A 17,950-nucleotide genomic window follows, 5' to 3' on the forward strand; every position below is an offset into this window, starting at 1 on the left:
CGACGTCGACGACTAGGAGGCGTCGGCGGTCTGCGGCTCACCAAGCCGCAGACCGCACTCGGGGCAACGCGCGTTCCGTTCGGCGGCCTCATTCGCCTTCCCAGCCGCCCCGCCCACAGCCAGGAAGACCACGAACGCGATCAGCACGGCGAACGCGTGCGGGTGCGCCCACCCGGTCCGGGCGATCGCGACCGGCCACAGCACGATGCCCGCGGCCCCGTGCACGGTGGCGTCGGAGAAGGTGTGCATCGCGGCGACGAGACACGCTGCAAGCGACGCGAGCGCCCACAGCACGACCCACATGAGCACGCTCACCCAGCCGTCCTTCACGACTGGCTTCACGTCCTGGCCGCAGTGCCGGCAGTGCTCAACCATCTTGGCTCTCGACTTGCTGGCCATCTCTCAACCCCCAGATTTCCGGCCTGTTCCGCCGGATGCTCCCACCAGGCGTATACCCGGTCAACTCGATCACCAGGGGGAGGGTTCATGGTTGCAGGGCTGGAACTGCGCACCGGCAAGGAGCTGAAGCGGATCGCTTCCGAGCTGCGGCGCATGAACGAGCCGGAGTTGAAGAAGCGGTTCTCCAGGGAGCTGCGCGAGGCGGCGAAGCCGATGGTGCCCGCGGTGCGTAAGGCGATCCGGGAGATCCCCTCCAAACGCCGGTACACGGCATCCGGGCTGCGCGGCCGCATGTCCAAGGCCACGAAGCTCGAGGTTCGCACCAGCGGCCGGGACGCTGGCGTCCGTATCCGCGTGGACGGCCGGAAGATGCCCGACAAGGAGAAGGCTCTCCAGAGCTACATGGAGGGCGTCAAGCCGCGCTGGCGGCACCCGGTGTTCGGCCACGACGTCTGGGTGCAGCAGCCGGCCAAGCCGTACTTCTTCAAAACGGTTGACCGGCTGGGGCAGCAGACCCGACGGAACGTGAACAAGGCCATCGACCAGGTGGCCAAGGACATCACGTAGCAGCAGATGAGGCCCGGCGCCGCTGCGCTGGGCGGCCTGATCGGGTGCTCGCCTCTCGCTGAGCCCCTCTCCTTCTCTGATCCATCCTGACCGGCGGTTCCGCCGCGTCCCGACCCCTTCGAGGGGAGGTGCCGCGGCGTGCCCACGCGTACCACTCGTGTCCTGTATGACCTCGTCGCGCGCGACAACGCATCCCGTACGTTCAACCGGGTTGGTGGCGCGGCCGGCCGGCTGTCGCGGCAGGGCCAGGGCATTGGGACGGCGCTCGCCGCCGGTTTCAAGGTGGGTACGGTCGCCGCCGCCGGGCTGACCTTCAACGTTCTGAAGACGTCCGGCGACTTCGAAAAGTCGATGAACCAGGTCCGCGCCGTCAGTGGTGCGACTGGCAAGGAATTCGAGGCGCTGCGCGAGCAGGCCAAGGAATTGGGCGCCACCACGAAGTACACGGCGTCTCAGGCCGCGGACGGCATGGGCTTTTTGGCCATGACCGGCTACAAGGCCAACCAGATCCTCGCCGCGATGCCGGGCACCCTGTCGCTGGCCGCGGCCGGGAACATGGATCTTGCGCAGGCCGCCGACATCTCGTCGAACATCATGACGGGCTACGGCTTCAAGGCGAAGGAAACCAACCGGATCGTCGACGTCCTGGCCAAGACGTTCACGTCGACGAACACCGACCTGATCCAGCTGGGCGAGGCGATGAAGTACGCCGGCCCAGTCGCTCACGCCGCGGGCGTGAAGTTCGAGCAGGCATCCGCCGCGATCGGCCTCATGGGCAACGCCGGTCTCCAGGCGAGCATGGCGGGTACCTCGCTGCGCGGTGCGATCACCCGTCTGCTGGCGCCGACGAAGCAGATCTCGGACCGGCTGAAGAAACTCGGCATCACCGTCAAGGACTCCCACGGCAAGCTGCTGCCGCTGGATCAGATCATCCGGCAGCTGGAGAAGTCCGGAGCGAAGACCGGCGACATGATGACCATCTTCGGTCAGCGTGCCGGCCCGGCCATGCTCGCCCTCGTCGAACAGGGCTCGGGCTCGCTCGTCAAGCTCACCAAGGAGCTGGAGAAGTCCGGCGGCACCGCCGACCGCGTCGCGAAGATCCAGATGGAGGGCCTGCAAGGCCAGCTCGTCTCGCTCAAGAGCGCCTGGGAAGGCCTCATGATCGAGATCGGCGACCTGGGCCTGCTCAACCTTGCCACCAAGGGACTTGAGGGCCTGACGACGGCCACCCGGGACTTCACGGGTTTCGTGCACCAGTACGGCATGCCCGCAGCGAAGAAGTTCGGCGACACGCTCGGCGACCTGCTCCCCCTCGGGAAGATCAAGAAGCAGTTTTCGGACGCCAAGACGGTCGTCTCCGACTTCTTCAAGGGCCTGGTCGGCGGCAAGAAGAAGTCGGAGGCGAAGCTGCCACTACCGACGCCGATGCTGAAGGCCCCGGAGCCACCCGCGTTCCTCGCCAAGCCTGCGCCGCTGCCGAAGATGCCGACGCCGATGCTGAAGGCGCCCGCACCTCCGGTGATGCTCGCCCGGCCGAAGATCCCCAAGTCTGATGCCCAGAAGTGGGGCGAGGAGATCCGCAAGGCTATCTCCGGCGGCATCGAGAACATCAACTGGGCGGTGGTCGGCAAATCGGTCGGCTCCGGGCTGGGGAAAGCGATTCAGTGGGTCGCCGCAAACGGTGCAGAGCTGACGAAGAAACTCGGGGAGGTTCTCGGCTCCCTGGACTGGGTCGACGTCGGTAAGGAGTTCGGGAAAGTCGCGCTGCCGACCGCGATCGGCTTCGTCAACAACTTGTTCGAGCCGCTGTTCCATGCGGACTTCTGGAAGAAGCACTGGCTCGACACGATCCTCGCCGTCCTCTCCGCCATCCCCTTCGGGAAGGTGTTCGGCGTCATCGGTAAGGGGCTCGGAAAGATCCCCTGGGGTGGGCTTTTCAGCGTCGTCGGTAAGGGGCTCGGAAAGATCCCCTGGACGAAGATGATCCCGTTCAGTTCGAAGCTCGGCGAATCCCTCGGGCCGATCGTCGGGGCTATTTACCGCTGGGGCGCCCGAGTTGCTTCCGGTTTCGGTGAAGCTTTCGCCCAGCAGTTTCCGCGCATCACCCGCTGGTTCCAGGACCAGCTGATTCTCCTGCCGACCCGGCTGGGAGATCTGGGCCGGCTGCTGTTGCGCAAGGGCACCGAACTCGTCGGCTGGCTGGGCCGCGGCCTGACCGAGACGCTGCCCGGCATGGGAAGCCGGTTCATCGCCTTCCTCTACAAGACCTTCGCCCGATTCAGCCTCTACCAGATCGGCATCAACGTCGCGAAGTCGATGCTGCTCGGCATCCAGAACATCTTGTCGGATATCGGCTCGTGGCTGAAGGCACACCTGGTGGACCCGGTCGTCAACTGGGTCAAGCGCCTGTTCGGGATCAAGTCCCCGTCGAAGGTGTTCTCCTCGATCGGCGGCTACCTGGTGGCCGGCCTCAAGGACGGTGTGCTGTCCGCGGCCAAGGGCATCGGCCACTGGGTGTGGACCAGGCTCGGCAAGCCTGCCATCGACCGGTTCGCGAAGGCCCACACGTGGCTGCTCACCCACGGCCGGAGCTTCGTCGGCGGACTCAAGGACGGCATCGTCGACCGGGCCAAGGGCATCGGCGGCTGGTTCTACAACAAGGCCGCGAAGCCCGCCGTCGACACCTTCAAGGACGCCAAGTCGTGGCTGACCAGCAAGGGCGGCCATCTGATCACAGGCCTGAAGGACGGCATCACCGACAAGGTCAAGGGCATCGGCGACTGGCTGAAGAAGACGTTGGTCGACCCGATCGTCAGCGCCGTCAAGAAGTGGTTCGGGATCAAGAGCCCCTCGCGCGTGTTCATGGGGATCGGCGGCCACTTGGTCACCGGGTTGGTCAAGGGCCTCGCCTCCACCAACGGCGCGCAGATCGCTAAGACGGTCTTCGGGGACCTGCCGTCCGCGCTCGGCTCGATCGTCGGCAAGGGCCTGGTGTCCATCGCCTCCCTGCCGGGCAAGGCCCTGAAGGCGCTTGGCGGCCTCGGTGGCAAGCTTGCCGGGCTCCTCGGGTTCGGCGGCGGTGGAGGCGGCAAGGGCGTCCAGCAGTGGTCGCCGCTCGTCTCCCAGGTCCTTGCCATGCTCGGTGCGCCCGCGTCCGCGCTCGGCCCGGTGCTGAAGCGGATCCAGATCGAGTCCGGCGGCAACCCGAACGCGATCAACCTCACGGACAGCAACGCCAAGGCCGGCGACCCGTCCCGCGGGCTGATGCAGACCATCGGCTCGACGTTCAACGCCTACGCCGGCCCCTTCAAGTCGCGCGGGATCTACGACCCGCTCGCCTCGATCTACGCCGGCGTGAACTACGCCATGCACCGGTACGGCAAGAACTGGATCAGCGTGATGACCCGGCCCGGCGGCTACGCCAAGGGCACCCGCGGTCGTGGCGCGGCGCCGGGCTGGGCGTGGGTCGGCGAGCAGGGCCCGGAATTGATCAACCTGCGGGGCGGGGAGGACATCCTCAACCACAAGGACTCGATGTCCGTCGCCAGCGCCTACGGGATCCGGCTGCCCGGCTACGCGTCCGGCACCCTCGGCAACGCCGAGAAGAAGGTGCGGGACGCGCAAGATGCGCGAGACCGGGCCCGTGACCGGCTGGAGCGGGCGAAGGCCCGGAAGATCGGCATCAAGGCGGCCGAGCGCGAGCTGAAGGCCGCCGAGATGAAGCTGAAGACGGCGAAGCGGCAGCTCGCCGACGCGCGGCGCCGCGGGAAGGCGTCGGTCGCCGACTACATCGCCAACGGGCTGAAGAAGGCCCTGTCGACGGGCTCGGCGTCGAAGATCGCCTCCGCGATCAAGTCGCTGAACACGCGGCTGCAGAACGCCGGCTTCGGCAGCCTGGTCGCCGGGAACCTGAAAGCGTCGGCGAAGCTGCAGTCGCTGGCGAACAAGAAGGCCAGCGTCGCGGCGAAGATCAAGGCGGCGAAGGAGTACGCCGCCGACCAGTCCGGGAAGATCCAGGACTTCCTCGGGATCTCCGGGTCGAACGCCATGTCGGTGGGCGGCCTGATCTCCCAGATGAAGTCCCAGCAGAAGACGGTCACCTCCTTCTCCACCCTGACCAAGCAGTTGCAAGCGCGCGGCGCATCCAAGGGGCTGCTGGACCAGCTCGCGGAGGCCGGGCCAGGCAGTCAGCTCGCATCGATCCTTGGCGACCGGAAGGTCACCACCAAGGACATCAAGCAGCTGAACTCCCTGGTCCAGTCGGGTGACAAGCTGGCCACCAGCTTCGGCCAGTCGATGGCCAACACGATGTTCGACTCCGGGAAGCAGGCCGGGAAGGGCTTCCTTAGCGGCTTGAAGGCGCAGGAGAAGGAACTCGCCAAGGCGATGGAGAAGCTCGCGGATGCGCTGCTGACGTCCATCAAGAAGAAGCTGAAGATCAAGAGCCCCAGCCAGGTGTTCCGCGACCAGGTCGGCAAGCAACTGGCGCTCGGCATGGCCCGCGGCATGGACGAACACCGCCCGCACGTCGCCGCCGCGGCCCGCCGCCTCGCCGACACCGCGACCGGCGGCGCCCGGGCGGCCCGCGCGGATGCCACGTTCGATCAGCTCGCCCAGCTCATCAACAGCGGGCGGCTCGGAGGAACAGAGGTGCACGTGCACTTCGACGACCCGGCCCTGCGCGACCTGATCCGGGTCACCACCAAGCCGCTGATCAAGTCCTCTCAGAGTGAGCAGGCGTACCGGGCGAACGTCGGGAGGCGCTAGATGACCATCTCCTACGTGGGCTCCGGAGCTACGGCGTCCGGCGCGAGCACGATCGCCCCCGCATACTCGGCCACCCCGCAGGTGGGCCAGCTCGGCATCCTCCAGGTGGTGTCCGGGCACGCCACCGGCCCTGTCCCGTCCACACCATCGGGGTGGACGCTCGCAGGCACTCTCTCCGGAGGCGGTGGCGGCTTCGGATCGGGCACGGGCCCCAGGCGGCTGACGTGGTTCGTGCGGGAGATGCGCGGCGGGGACGCGCCGCCGACCACGGCGATCCCGTCCGGGTCGTCCGGGTCGATCATCGCCGGCACGATCACCTTGCTCGCCCGGTCGGCAGGCAAGGGCTGGCGGTGGGCCTCCAGCTTCGGCGAGCGCACCACCTCCAGTACCGCATTCACGACCACCGGTCAGAGCCCGCTCACCTTCAAGGCGGGGGACTTCTGCTGGCTCGGCTACGCCCTGCCCGCCTCCGGCACCACCTTCACCGCCCAGGGCGCCACCGCAGCCGGTGTCACGTTCGGCACCGTGACAGCGAACCGGGTCACCACCGCGGTGACAACCGGGAACGCGGCACGGACGGCCGCCGCCTCAGTGGCCGTGTCCTCCGGCGCGGCGACCGTCGCCCCCACCATCACCGCGACTCTGTCCGCGGCCGGTACCGGTGTCGCCGGCATGCTCCGCATCCGGGAAGCCAGCTCCGACGTCACCGCAGCGCCGCAGTCAGTATTCCCACCGCGGAACCTCGTGTCCGTGACCGGGCTGGCCGGGGACGACATCACGTCCGTCACCGTGTACCGGCAGGTCGGCACCACCCTCACCCCCGTCCGCGCCGCCGCGGGCGTCGACGTAACCGACGCCAACGTGCTGCTGCGCGTGGACGCAGAGCAGCCCTTCGGAGTCGCCCACAACTACGCTGCCGACCTCACCGACATCAACGGGCAGACGTGGAGGGCCTACTCGGGGCCGATCACCTCGACCGTGGACGGGGACGTCATCTCCGATGCGGTCCGCGGCACCGGCGCCCGAGTGTTCATTGAGGACTGGCCGGAGAAGAGACGGTCGCGGGAAGCGACCGTCTTCAACGTCGGCGGCAGACTCGTCACGGTCGGTAAACCACGGTCCGCGGCGCAGTCCAGCATCACCGTGTCGACGGACAGCAGCGAAGACGGCGACGACCTCCAGGAAGTCCTCGACCACGCCACCGAAGGCACCATCCTCATCCGCAAGCAGATCAGCCTTGAGGGGGTGGACGGCTACCAGGCGGTCATCGAAGACAGCGAGCGACGCCAGTGGTCCATCCCGTACCGGCTGTGGGAGCTGTCCACCGCTGAAACCGAGCCGTGGCCCGACGTGCTGGAAGCAAGCGGGTACACACTCCAGGACATTGCCGACAACGTGAGCACCCTGTCGGATCTGGCCGCCCAGTTCCCCACGCTGCTCGCGATCGCCCTGTACGACTGGGGTGTCTGACGTGCTGGAGATGTCGGACCGTGCACTGGAGATCGTGCGGCAGTCGTTCACGATGACCGTGCGTGCGGAGTCGTGGCGGGACGGGGAACTGCTTGCCGCGGACATCCCTGTCGCCGACGGCAGCGAGGACCGCGACCGGTCCCTGGCCGTGCCCGAGCGGGTGACGTTGTCGGTGCCACTCAGGGACCGTGGCGTCACCTGGGACCCGGGCGCCGATCCTGGGCACCCGCTTGCCGCATACGGGCAGCAGATCCGCATCCTGTACGGCATCGACGTAGGCGGCTCGTGGGAGTGGATCGACCGCGGCTGGTTCCTGATCACCGAATCCGGCGCAGACGGCGGCGACACCGTCACAGTGACCGCCCAAGGCCTGCTCACGTGGGTCGACGAGGCCAAATTTGTCGCACCGTTCCAACCCAGCGGTACTCTCGGATCCACGGTGCGCGCGCTAGTCGAACCGGCCCTGACTGTCGAGTTCGACGGGACGCTGCTCGACCGGTCCGTACCCGTCGGGATGCAGTGGGACGACGACCGGATGGCCGGCCTGACGGAAGTGCTGGACGCCTGGGGTGCGGACGCCTACGTCACCCCGGACGGTATTCTCCGCGTCCAGCCACTCACCGACGACGGATCGCCAGTGATGGCGCTGACCGACGGACTGGGCGGCACGGTGATGCGCTGGCAGGGCAGCACGTCCCGGGACGGCGCATTCAACTGTGTCATCGCCCAGGGCGAGGACCCGTGGGGCAACCAGATCCAAGGCGTCGCCTACGACCGCGACAGCCTGTCGCCGTTCATGTATGGCGGCCCGTTCAACCCGCTCCCGGTGCCGCACGTGTTTCAGTCGCCGCTGATGACGACCGTCGCCCAGTGCCGCAAGGGCGCACAGACCACGCTGCTGCGGCTGCGCCGCACCGCATCCCGCCGCCTGGGGGTGACCATGGTCCCGCATCCCGGCCTGACCGCCGGTGACATCATCACCGCCACCGGCGCAGGCCTCGCCAACACGCCGTGCGTGATCGAGTCGATGTCACTGCCGTACTCGCCCAGCGAGATGAGCCTCGGAATACGGGTCCTGTAATGGCTGACTGGGCGGACACGCGCGTCTCTCTCGCAGGTGAAGGCACCCTCGTCGCCCTGGCCGTCACCGCGTCGGCGAACGGCGCCTGCCTGGCAGACGTCGCCGGGATCCGCGTCACCGTCCGCGTCCCGCCGAACCTGACGATCTCTCCAGAGCAGAACATCTTGATCCTGCGCCGCGGCAGCGTGTACTGGGCGATCGCCGTGCTCACCGCGGCCCCCGCAGTGCCGCCCCCGCCTCCGCCGCCGCCTGTCAACGACACCCCGCCCGTCGACCGGGGCGACCCGGCACCCGCACCCAAGCCCGTGACCACGACGGGCACCTTGGTATGCCCACCTGTGGCCACGTCGTCGTGGCGTGACGGCAAGTGGCGCACGGACATCGGCAGTTCCACCAGTGCGGACACGTTCCAGGGCCGGTACGGCGGCTCCGGGTACGGTCGCAACACCGGGTGTGCGTTCTACGGATCGAAGCCCCGCAGCATCGCCGGGGCAACAGTCACCAAGGCCACCGTGCGGCTGCGCAGGCTCACCTCCGGCGACTACGCACGCCGCTCGCCCACGCTACGGCTGGTGTCGCAGGCCACCCGACCCTCCGGCGCGCCCTCGCTCAACGAAACCACGGCCGGGCCCGCGCTCGGCGTGATCAACCAGGTCAGTCCGTGGGAGAGCACGTTCCAACTGCCCACCTCGTGGGGGCAGGCCATGGTTGACGGCAGCCGCGGTGGTCTCGCCATCACCGTCGCCTCCGACGACCCATACATCAGGCTGGCCGGCCGTGACTCGTGGTCCGCTGCGTGGACGCTCACCCTCTACTGGCGACGCAGCTCCTGACACCCACCACCTACCAGGCCCCACGCGCAGTGGGGCCTTCTGTATGCCCACTGGAGGCGTAGTCCATGAGCCAGACCACCGGCAAGGGGCTGACCTACCCCGAAAGCTCGGACCACACGAGAATCTGGGAGCACCTCAAGACCCTCGCCGAGAACGCTGACGCGGTCATCCCCGGCTCGGTCGATGTGCAGACGTTCACCTCCAGCGGCACGTGGACGAAACCGGCCGGGGCCCGCTGGGTGATCGTCGAGGTGCAGGGCGGCGGCGGCGGCTCAGGCGGCATCCCAGCCATCACCACCACCCAGGGAACGTGTTCCACCGGCGGAGGCGGCGGCGAGTACGCGCGCGGCACCTACGCCGCGTCCGCCCTGGGCTCCACCGTGTCCGTCACTGTCGGCGCGGGCGGCAGCGCCGGGCCCGCGGGCGCCAACGACGGCGGCAACGGCGGCACCAGCTCGTTCGGGTCGACCATCACCGCAGTCGGCGGCGGAGGAGGCCAGATGGGGTACGCATCGGCGATCGCGTCGGAGTCTCACGCTGGCGGTGACGGCGGCACCGGCGGCACTGGCGGTGACTTCCGGATGCGTGGCGGCGGAGGCGGCGTCGGCCAGACCCTGAGCGGCTACCCCGTGAAAATGAATTTCGGCGGAAATGCCTATTTCGCCGGAATCACCCGGGCTCCCGGTGGGTCCATCAACAAAGCCGGCGGACTCACGGGCCTCAGCTACGGCGCTGGCGCGTCCGGGGCATCCAACTCGAAAGACAGCAACGACCGAACGTCGGGCCCCGGCAATGCGGGTGGGCCCGGCATCGTCATCGTCACCACCATCCGGGCCTGACCGTGACGAGCCCCGAGGAGCTTCCGCCGGACGAGAACTTCAGCCCCTCGCCGCCGTACACGAGCGAGCGCCGGGACTCATGCACTGCCGAGCAGTGGGATGTGCCGTCGCGCACCTACCGCCGCTACGACTGCGGAGTCCTTGCCGAGGAGCGGCCGTTCACCGATGCGGAGAACGCCTCCGCCGACCAGCAGATCGCCGACACGGCCCGCCGCGCCACGCAGACCGTGCTCCTGGAGCAGGCCCGCGTCGACCTCGCCGTCAACGAGGCATACCTCGCCGCGGTCGCGTCGGGCGCCGCGGGCCTCGAGGACGCGGTCGCCCAGGTCGCCGAACTCACCCGCCAAGCGCAGGGAGTCATCCGGCTCACCGTCGGCGCAGACCTGCTCGACCGACCCGCCCCATCGCCCCTCGACGACGGCTGACCCGGCCCCCTCGTCCCCTGCCCCGCGCCGTCCGGCCGGGGCGTTCTCCGTGACCTGCTGGAGGATCCATGGCACGCATGCCCGGCGCCACTCAGCGCCTCATCTCGATCAACTACACCAAGGGTGGCCAGTCGTCCGTGCGGGGCGTCGTCGTCCACATCATGGATGGCAGCTACGCCGGTACGGACTCCTGGTTTCGCAACCACCCCGAGGCGAAGGCGTCAGCGCACTTCGGCACCAGCCGCGTCGGCGACCTGTGCCAGTGGGTCGACACAGCCGACCGCGCGTGGGCCCAAGCAGACGGCAACTCCAACTGGCTCAGCGTTGAGAACGAGGGCCGCGGCGGCGAAGACCTCACCTCCGCCCAACTCGACCGCAACGCGCAGGTACTCGCATGGGCGCACAAGACGCACGGCGTGCCGCTCCAGGTGACCAACGACCCGAACGGGAAGGGTCTCGGCTACCACGCGATGGGCGCGAAGGCGTGGGGCAACCACCCGTCGTGCCCGGGCGCCCGCGTCGTGGCGCAGCTCGCCGAAATCGTCACCCGCGCGAAGAAGATCGCCGGGGCTGCGTCGGGCGGCACGACCTACACCGTGAAGGCCGGGGACACCCTGACCTCGATCGCCAAGGCGCACAGCACGACCGTGGCCGAACTGGTGGCGGTCAACGGTCTCAAGGACCCGAACCACATCTCGGTCGGCCAGGTCCTCAAGCTGCCCGGAGCGTCGAAGCCAGTTCCGCCGGCACCGGCTCCGTACACGCCGCCCCCGTTCCCCGCAGGCCTCGCCCCCAACAAGGCCAAGCCGTCAGCCCGTGGCCTTCAGCGCGCGCTCAAGGCCGCCGGGTTCATGCCCAAGACGGTCGCGGAGGCCGACAACTACGGCCCGCAGACGCAGAAGGGGGTGGCCGCGTTCCACAACGCCCACCCGCAGTTCCGGGCCAAGGGCGTGTCCTACGACCCGGCGATCGGCCCGCAGGGCTGGGCTGCGCTGCACCGTCTCGCCTACGGCAAGTAGCCCACCACCAGAGGGGAAATGAAACCCATGCTGACTCGTGCTTTCTGGGAGGCCAGCGCCGAGCGGGCGGTGCGCACTTTCGCCCAGTCCACGCTGGCCGTGCTCGGGGCCGGCTCGTTCGGGCTGCTCGATGCGCCGTGGCAGGCGGCGTTGAGTACCGGCGGGTTCGCCGCGGTGCTCGCCGTGCTCACCGCCGTGGCGACCAGCGGCGGTAGCGAAGGGCCGGGCCTCACCGAGACCGTGACCAAGGACCGCTGATGACCGCGGCCCCGGACCCGACGACCAACGTCGCAGTGGAGCTGGCGCAGCTACGAGGGGAGATCAACACGGGGCTGGAGAACATCAAGGGCACGCTGGGCATCCTCGTCGAGCGCACCACGCGAACCGATGCGGATGTCCGCCAGCTGCGCGCCGACATGGAAGAGGAGCTCAAGAAGATCCGTGAGGAGCAGCTGAAGCCGCTTCGGGACGAGGTGGAAGCCCTGAAGCAGGCCCGCTGGCCGCTCGCTCAGCTCGGCGCCCTGGTCGGCGTGGCTGGCCTGGCGGCCGCGGTCGTCGCCTTCTTCATCCACTGACCTGGCCGCACCTGCTACAGACGGCTACAGATCGTCTACTGGCCCCCGTCGCCTCCGGGCGGCGGGGGCTTCGTCATGTCCTGAGGCTTGTGTTTCAGGACACCATGGCGCATTGTGGGCGTTCCACCGCCTCACCGGTGCTCTCCGCAAGGGGTCCGGCGCCTCCCGGGGGCGGTGGTCGGCCCCCTTCGATCCCCCCGGGTGGAAGTGGCGCCACCGCCTCTGCTGTTTCATCAACAGCAGAGGCTCACTTCTGTCAGGACTTCCACGCTGCTGGACTGGCCACTCGGTGTCAGGGCTGCGGGCCTAGGCTTCCAGGCGTGATTGAGACCATCGTGTTCGACATCGGCGAGACGATCACCCGCGACGACCGATACTGGGCTTCCTGGGCCGACTGGCTGGACGTCCCCCGGCACACCCTCTCCGCCCTTGTAGGAGCAGTCGTCGCCCGAGGGCAAGACAACGCCGAAGCCCTCCGCCTCGTCAGACCGGGCATCGACGTCGCTGCCGAGTACCAGGCCCGCGAAGCCGCCGGCCGAGGCGAGTACCTGGACGAGAGCGACCTCTACCACGATGTGCGCCCTGCCCTGACCGCGCTGCACGAGCTCGGGGCGCGTCTGGTCATCGCTGGGAATCAGACACCCCGGGCCGGTGAACTGCTGCGCGGTCTGGGCCTCCCTGCAGACCTCATCGTCACCTCGGGGGAGTGGGGGGTCGCCAAGCCGCAGCCGGAGTTCTTCGAGCGGGTACTGGATGTCACGCAGGCAGCACCGAGCGCAACCCTCTACGTCGGCGACCACCCGGCCAACGACATCTTCCCGGCGAAGGCCGCAGGTCTGCGCGCAGCGCTGATCCGTCGTGGCCCGTGGGGGCACCTGTGGGCGGATACTCCCGACGTCGTGAAGGCGGCCGACTGGCGGATCGACAGCCTCACCGAGCTGACCGCCGTCCTCGACCGCTGATGGTGTGAAACGGCCCCACGAGCCCGGGGGTTGGTGGGGCCGTTCAGGTACACGCGACGTGTAGACGCGGGTACCGTTCGGAGTGGACGCACCGAACTGGAGCCAGTATGCCCGCACATGCCGACGACGGCGTAGGCAGGCGCATCGCCTACTACCGCAGCGTCGTACGCCCGAAGATGACACAGCAGCAGCTCGCCGACATGGCCTGTGTCTCGCTCGGCACTATCCGCAAGATCGAGCGCGGTGAGCGAGGCGTCACCGACGCCACCCTGGAAGCCATCGCGGACGCCCTCGGTGTCGACCCGAGCCGTCTGCGCACCGATCGCGACGCCACACCTACCCGAGTCCACGACGCACTTCCCGCGCTCTCTGCAGCGATCGCCACCTATGACCTTCCCGAGGACGGTCCTGTCCGACCCCTGCACGAGCTGCGGACAGCGGTCGAAGAAACCGTCCGGTGGCGAGTCGCCGCTCAGTACACGCGGATCGTCCGTGTGCTCCCCGATCTGCTGACCGAGCTCGCCCGCGCCTACCACTCGGCCCCGACGGAAGACCGAGCCGAACTCGCGGGCCTCCTCGTCAAGGCGTACCGCTCCGCTGACGCTGTCGCCTACAAGTTCGGATCCCGGGACCTGTCCGCCCGCCTGATCGACCTGATGCGGTGGGCCGTCCCCGAGGCCAACGACCCCACACTGACCGCATCCGTCGCCTACGTGCGCACCGAGACATTCTTCGCTGCTCGCGCCCACACGGCTGGCCTACGAGCACTGGAGCAGGCGCTGGACGCCGCACCTGCTCCAGCGGCCACACCCGCCATCGCGGCACGAGGCGCGCTCCACATGCGGGCGGCCGTCATCGCAGGTCGGGACCACGACAACTCAGCCGCGGCTCACCACCTGGACGAAGCCCGTGCGCTGGCCGACCAAGTCCCCGAAGACGTCTACTGCGGAACCGCCTTCGGCCCTGACTCAGTGCGCATTCATGAGGTGTCGGTCGCCGTCAGCCTCGGAGACGCCCACATCGGCCGCGCGCTGGACCTCGCCACCGAGTGGAAGCCCCCCAAGGACCTGCCGGCGGAACGCCGGAGCGGCTTCTACATCGAACTCGCCCGCGCCCAGCTCTGGACTGGCCTGGCAGACGACGCCTTCGAGTCTCTGAAGGTCGCCCGGCACATCGCGCCACAGCACACCCGTGAGCACCCGTGGGTCCGCGAGGACGCCGCGACACTGCGCCGCCTGAAGCGCGCCGACTCCGAGACCCTCACCAACTTCGCCGAGTGGTGCGCCGCCACCTGAGCGAGCTACCCCAACTACCCCTCGCTGGGGTACTTGTTGCCCATTCGAGCCCCCACCATCTGCTGCACGCGTAGGAACCAGCAGATGGGAATCGGGGATGCCCAACGCACTCCCGCTCGCGCCCACGGTCATCGACGGGCGCGTGAGCATTGTCCGCCTGCACGGTGAGGCCTGCTTCGACTGCGGAGCGGTTCACAAGGCCCTGCGCGCGGCTGGACACGTCGTGGTCCGTGGCAGCACTCGCGTGTGGGAGATCTTCACGTGCGGATGCCGCAGCAAAGGGGCTGCTGCGTGACCGGTGCACCGAGGATCAGTGGACCCCGGCGGCCGAGCGACCGGCCCCGGGGCGCGGCCAACGCTCAATCCGGAGAGGGAGCGTCGACATGAGGAACGCTACAACCCCAGCCCCAGCCACGACAGAGCGGGACGCGTGCCCGCCGGACATCGTCACGATGCGCGCCAGCGTCCGCCGGCTGCTCGCTGAGGACGTCGAACCGCCCGCGCCGGACGAGCTGCCCACGCTGGCCTTGCTGCTGCGCGGCCACATCAACACGCTCATCCCGGCCGTGGAAGCCGCCACCCGCAGCCTGCCCAAGAACGACGTGCCCAAGGCCTGCGCGATGGCGTGCGTCGGCGAGGCGCGGATGAGGCTGCGCATCGGCGACGGGGACAACGACGCCGTCCGCCTTGCCGTGGCCGTCAGGCTGGCCCGCTCAGTGAACGCGCTCGCCGACCACTACGAGAACCTCGGAGGCCCGCGGTGATCACGGCCGCTCGCCTCTGCCAGGCCTGCCGCGAGGACATCACCGACCCGGACGACGCCGTGTTCCTCGGGCACGAGGAAGGCAACTCGGGGCCCGGCTGGGACATCTACGCACACCGCGCGCACGTCGACCAGGTGCACCCGGACCCGGTCGCGGAGCGGGCCCTGGCCCGCGTCCTGATCGCGCTGGCCTTCGAGTCATGAGAGCCATCGTCGGCCTGCTCGCCTACGTGATGGCCGTGACCGCCCCCGTCCTCGCCCTGGTGCTGGCGCGGACCCCGCACTGACGCACCCCCATGGCGGCCGCTCCGGGGGACAGGGCCGCACACCCTTTCAAGCCCCCGTCCCGCCGGGCCCTGCAAGACCCGGCGAGACGGGTCACAGCCCCCTTCGGCCAATACGGCCGCACGCGGGGGGACACCGTTTCAGCGATTCGAGCAAAGGACAGACAACCGATGACAGTTGTGGATGTGCGGGAAGCGTTCCCGCTCGCGCCCGAGGGCGGGCGCATCCCGCACAGCACCGAGCCCCCGACCGGGCCGGACAGCCGACCGTGGGCCCTGCGCTTCGCCCGCGTCCCCGACGCCACGCAGGCGACCGTCCTGCCGCCCGCGGTCTACGACCCGGCCGTGCAGATGTCGGTCGGCCTGTACGACGGGCCGCTGCCGTACATGCAGACCCACAGCCCGACCATCCCCGACGGCAACGTGAAGAACCCGCCGCCGCTCGACGAGGGCACGAAGGACTGATGCCGTGATGCCCGCCGTTCTCGTGATCGCGGCACGCGACGACTGGCCCACCGACCGGGTCGTCAAGACGCTCACGGACGGCGGTGCGGAGGTGTTCCGCATGGACACCGCCGAGTTCCCGCAGGACCTCACCCTCGCCGGGCGCATCGACGCCCGGCGAGGGTGGGCCGGCGGGCTCGCCTCCCCGCACCGTGCCGTCGACCTCGCCGACATCACCGCCGTCTACTACCGCGCCCCGAACGCGTTCGCGCTGCCCGCCACCATGTCCGAGCCCGAGAGGCGGTTCGCCGCCGCGCAGGCCCGCTCCGGACTGGGCGGCATCATCACAGCCCTCGACTGCCGCTGGGTCAGCCATCCGGCGGTCATGTCCCGGGCCGAGTACAAGCCCTTGCAGCTCGCCACCGCGCGCGCCTGCGGGCTCACCATCCCGGCCACCCTCATCACCAACAACGCCGACGCCGTCCGGGCGTTCGTCGGCGACGTCGGCGGCCAGGTCGTCTGCAAGCCGGTCGCCTCACCGGTGCTGATCGAAGACGACCAGCTCAAGACCGTCTACACCCGCCGCCTCACCGAGGGCGACCTTTCCGACCTGCGCGGCATCGACACCACTGCCCACCTGTTCCAGGCCTGGGTCGACAAGGCCCACGAGGTGCGGCTCACGGTCGTGGGGGAGCGGCTGCTCGCCGCCGAGGTCCACGCGGGAAGCGACGCGGCCCACACCGACTGGCGCAGCGACTACGCCTCCCTCACGTACCAGGTCACCGAAGTGCCTGCCGACGTCGCCGACGGCGTGCGACGCTACATGGACCGGCTCGCGCTGCGCTTCGCCGCCATGGACTTCATCGTCGGCCCCGACCGGCAGTGGACGTTCCTGGAGGCCAACCCGTGCGGGCAGTGGGACTGGATCGAGCACGCCACCGGCCTTCCCATCGCCCAGGCCATCGCCGACGAGCTGCAAGGAGTGCCCGCATGACCCTCCCCGTCGACACGGCCCGCCCGCACATGCTGGACCTCGCCGGCGAGCTGACCAAGACCGGCGCCGTCCGCACCGCCCCGTGGGCCGAGGCGTTCGCGAGCACCCCGCGGCACCTGTTCGTCCCTCAGTGGCTGGAGCAGGAGACCAACGACCGGGGCATCACCGTGTGGCGTCACCGGCACGCCTCCGATGAGGGCGCCCTCGCCGCCGTCTACCGCGACGTGACGCTCGTGACGGCCCTGGACCCCGCGACCGCCGAGCAGGTCGACGACACCGCATGGACGGGCATCCCCACCTCGTCCAGCACGCTGCCGAGCCTCATGGCCGGCATGCTCGAGGACCTGGCGGTGGACGACGGACACAAGGTCTGGGAGATCGGCACCGGCACCGGCTACAACGCCGCCCTGCTGTGCGCCCGCCTCGGTGACGCCTTCGTCCACTCCAGCGACGTCGACCCCGAGCTGCTCCAGACCGCGCGGGAACGCCTCGCGGGCCTCGGCCACCGGCCGCACCTCGCCGCCGGCGACGCACGCGGCGGCTACCCGAACGACATCGTCTTCGACCGCGTCATCGCGACCTGCTCGGTTCCGTCGATCCCGGCCGCCTGGATCGCGCAGACACGACCCGGTGGCGTCATCGTTGCCGACGTCGCGCTCGGCATCGAGGGGGGCCTCGTACAGCTCGCCGTGGACAAGGAAGGAGGCGCCGCAGGCGCCTTCACAACGACGGCGGGCCGCTTCATGCCCGCGCGCGGCGAGGCCCGCACCTACCCGACGTCGCCGCGGTCCGAACGCGCGCCGGATGCCGGACGCCGGCCGACCACGCTCACCGCGGCCGACATCCGCGCCCACTACCCGCTGCGCCTGGTCCTGGCCCTGCATCTGCCAGGCGTGGAGCTCGTCTACCACGTCGACGAGGCCGGCGTGATGGCGCTCCAGCTCCAGGACCGTGACGGGGCGTGGGCTCGCGTCCCGCTTGCCGGCGACGACACCGGCACGGTCTGCTACGGCGGTGACGGCGAGCTGTGGAGGCAGGCGGAAGCCGCCTGGGACTGGTGGAACAGGGCGGGCCGCCCCGCCCAGGACCGGTTCGGCTACGCCCGGGACACCGACGGTGTCACCCAAGCCTGGTACGAGCCGGACGGAACACGCTGGAACCTGCCCGGCTGATCGCCCCATGACCGGCCCCGCTCGTCCGCTTCCCCCGTGGCGGATGGGCGGGGCCTTCCCC

18 protein-coding genes are annotated in these 17,950 nt (G+C 69.3%); 17 read left to right on the forward strand and 1 reads right to left on the reverse strand.

Annotated features, from left to right (window positions below; all coding sequences use genetic code 11):
• Positions 1 to 12: 12 nt before the first annotated feature.
• Positions 13 to 399 carry a hypothetical protein gene (locus tag OIE49_RS29710; protein ID WP_326804964.1) on the reverse strand — a complete coding sequence of 129 codons (387 nt, stop codon included), beginning with the start codon at positions 397 to 399 and terminating at the stop codon, positions 13 to 15.
• An 87-nt stretch (positions 400 to 486) separates the two neighbouring features.
• On the opposite strand from OIE49_RS29710, the gene OIE49_RS29715 reads away from it, so the two are divergent.
• The 17 genes from OIE49_RS29715 (at position 487) to OIE49_RS29795 (ending at position 17,889) form a co-directional block, all read left to right on the forward strand.
• On the forward strand, positions 487 to 966 hold the full coding sequence (locus OIE49_RS29715) for a hypothetical protein (RefSeq protein WP_326804965.1): 480 nt from the start codon (positions 487 to 489) through the stop codon (positions 964 to 966).
• A gap of 138 nt (positions 967 to 1,104) precedes the next feature.
• Complete coding sequence (locus tag OIE49_RS29720; RefSeq protein WP_326804966.1) at positions 1,105 to 5,733, forward strand: phage tail tape measure protein; 4,629 nt, start codon at positions 1,105 to 1,107, stop codon at positions 5,731 to 5,733.
• Entirely contained in the window at positions 5,734 to 7,203 is a 1,470-nt protein-coding gene (locus OIE49_RS29725; protein WP_326804967.1) for a hypothetical protein, read from the forward strand.
• A gap of 10 nt (positions 7,204 to 7,213) precedes the next feature.
• Positions 7,214 to 8,284, forward strand: coding sequence for a hypothetical protein (locus OIE49_RS29730; RefSeq protein WP_326804968.1), 1,071 nt, complete (start codon positions 7,214 to 7,216; stop codon positions 8,282 to 8,284).
• Entirely contained in the window at positions 8,284 to 9,117 is an 834-nt protein-coding gene (locus OIE49_RS29735) for a hypothetical protein (protein ID WP_326804969.1), read from the forward strand. Before OIE49_RS29730 ends, OIE49_RS29735 begins: the two co-directional genes overlap by 1 nt.
• 65 nt (positions 9,118 to 9,182) lie before the next feature.
• Entirely contained in the window at positions 9,183 to 9,956 is a 774-nt protein-coding gene (locus OIE49_RS29740) for a glycine-rich domain-containing protein (RefSeq protein WP_326804970.1), read from the forward strand.
• 2 nt (positions 9,957 to 9,958) lie between these two features.
• Entirely contained in the window at positions 9,959 to 10,381 is a 423-nt protein-coding gene (locus OIE49_RS29745; RefSeq protein ID WP_326804971.1) for a hypothetical protein, read from the forward strand.
• 68 nt (positions 10,382 to 10,449) lie between these two features.
• Positions 10,450 to 11,400, forward strand: a complete 951-nt coding sequence (locus OIE49_RS29750) for an N-acetylmuramoyl-L-alanine amidase (RefSeq protein WP_326804972.1) — start codon at positions 10,450 to 10,452, stop codon at positions 11,398 to 11,400.
• A gap of 27 nt (positions 11,401 to 11,427) precedes the next feature.
• Positions 11,428 to 11,658, forward strand: a complete 231-nt coding sequence (locus tag OIE49_RS29755; RefSeq protein WP_326804973.1) for a holin — start codon at positions 11,428 to 11,430, stop codon at positions 11,656 to 11,658.
• Positions 11,658 to 11,975: a hypothetical protein gene (locus OIE49_RS29760; RefSeq protein WP_326804974.1), complete on the forward strand. Its 318-nt coding sequence runs from the start codon at positions 11,658 to 11,660 to the stop codon at positions 11,973 to 11,975. Before OIE49_RS29755 ends, OIE49_RS29760 begins: the two co-directional genes overlap by 1 nt.
• 320 nt (positions 11,976 to 12,295) lie before the next feature.
• Positions 12,296 to 12,937: an HAD family hydrolase gene (locus tag OIE49_RS29765; protein WP_326804975.1), complete on the forward strand. Its 642-nt coding sequence runs from the start codon at positions 12,296 to 12,298 to the stop codon at positions 12,935 to 12,937.
• A 107-nt stretch (positions 12,938 to 13,044) separates the two neighbouring features.
• The gene (locus OIE49_RS29770; protein WP_326804976.1) at positions 13,045 to 14,232 is read left to right on the forward strand and encodes a helix-turn-helix domain-containing protein; all 1,188 of its coding nucleotides are present in this window, start codon (positions 13,045 to 13,047) and stop codon (positions 14,230 to 14,232) included.
• Positions 14,233 to 14,684: 452 nt separating this feature from the next.
• Entirely contained in the window at positions 14,685 to 14,996 is a 312-nt protein-coding gene (locus OIE49_RS29775) for a DUF6415 family natural product biosynthesis protein (protein WP_326804977.1), read from the forward strand.
• Positions 14,993 to 15,199 (forward strand): hypothetical protein, encoded by a 207-nt coding sequence (locus OIE49_RS29780; protein ID WP_326804978.1) that lies wholly within the window; start codon positions 14,993 to 14,995, stop codon positions 15,197 to 15,199. The genes OIE49_RS29775 and OIE49_RS29780 overlap by 4 nt, the downstream gene beginning before the upstream one ends.
• Before the next feature lie 251 nt (positions 15,200 to 15,450).
• Positions 15,451 to 15,744 (forward strand): putative ATP-grasp-modified RiPP, encoded by a 294-nt coding sequence (gene tgmA / locus OIE49_RS29785; protein ID WP_326804979.1) that lies wholly within the window; start codon positions 15,451 to 15,453, stop codon positions 15,742 to 15,744.
• Positions 15,745 to 15,751: 7 nt separating this feature from the next.
• Complete coding sequence (tgmB, locus tag OIE49_RS29790) at positions 15,752 to 16,717, forward strand: ATP-grasp ribosomal peptide maturase (protein ID WP_326804980.1); 966 nt, start codon at positions 15,752 to 15,754, stop codon at positions 16,715 to 16,717.
• A complete protein-coding gene (locus OIE49_RS29795) occupies positions 16,714 to 17,889 on the forward strand; it encodes a methyltransferase domain-containing protein (RefSeq protein ID WP_326804981.1) in 1,176 nt (391 codons plus the stop codon). The genes tgmB and OIE49_RS29795 overlap by 4 nt, the downstream gene beginning before the upstream one ends.
• The last annotated feature ends 61 nt before the right edge of the window (positions 17,890 to 17,950 follow it).

This window comes from Streptomyces sp. NBC_01788, from assembly GCF_035917575.1.
In the GTDB taxonomy this organism is placed as follows: Bacteria; Actinomycetota; Actinomycetes; order Streptomycetales; family Streptomycetaceae; genus Streptomyces.

Coding starts and splice junctions, on each gene's coding strand:
- OIE49_RS29755 (WP_326804973.1), top strand. CDS start 11,428: ATGCTGACTCGTGCTTTCTGGGAGGCCAGCGCCGAGCGGGCGGTGCGC.
- tgmA (WP_326804979.1), top strand. CDS start 15,451: ATGACAGTTGTGGATGTGCGGGAAGCGTTCCCGCTCGCGCCCGAGGGC.
- OIE49_RS29760 (WP_326804974.1), top strand. CDS start 11,658: ATGACCGCGGCCCCGGACCCGACGACCAACGTCGCAGTGGAGCTGGCG.
- OIE49_RS29730 (WP_326804968.1), top strand. CDS start 7,214: ATGTCGGACCGTGCACTGGAGATCGTGCGGCAGTCGTTCACGATGACC.
- tgmB (WP_326804980.1), top strand. CDS start 15,752: ATGCCCGCCGTTCTCGTGATCGCGGCACGCGACGACTGGCCCACCGAC.
- OIE49_RS29715 (WP_326804965.1), top strand. CDS start 487: ATGGTTGCAGGGCTGGAACTGCGCACCGGCAAGGAGCTGAAGCGGATC.
- OIE49_RS29775 (WP_326804977.1), top strand. CDS start 14,685: ATGCGCGCCAGCGTCCGCCGGCTGCTCGCTGAGGACGTCGAACCGCCC.
- OIE49_RS29725 (WP_326804967.1), top strand. CDS start 5,734: ATGACCATCTCCTACGTGGGCTCCGGAGCTACGGCGTCCGGCGCGAGC.
- OIE49_RS29740 (WP_326804970.1), top strand. CDS start 9,183: ATGAGCCAGACCACCGGCAAGGGGCTGACCTACCCCGAAAGCTCGGAC.
- OIE49_RS29710 (WP_326804964.1), bottom strand. CDS start 399: ATGGCCAGCAAGTCGAGAGCCAAGATGGTTGAGCACTGCCGGCACTGC.
- OIE49_RS29795 (WP_326804981.1), top strand. CDS start 16,714: ATGACCCTCCCCGTCGACACGGCCCGCCCGCACATGCTGGACCTCGCC.
- OIE49_RS29750 (WP_326804972.1), top strand. CDS start 10,450: ATGGCACGCATGCCCGGCGCCACTCAGCGCCTCATCTCGATCAACTAC.
- OIE49_RS29735 (WP_326804969.1), top strand. CDS start 8,284: ATGGCTGACTGGGCGGACACGCGCGTCTCTCTCGCAGGTGAAGGCACC.
- OIE49_RS29770 (WP_326804976.1), top strand. CDS start 13,045: ATGCCCGCACATGCCGACGACGGCGTAGGCAGGCGCATCGCCTACTAC.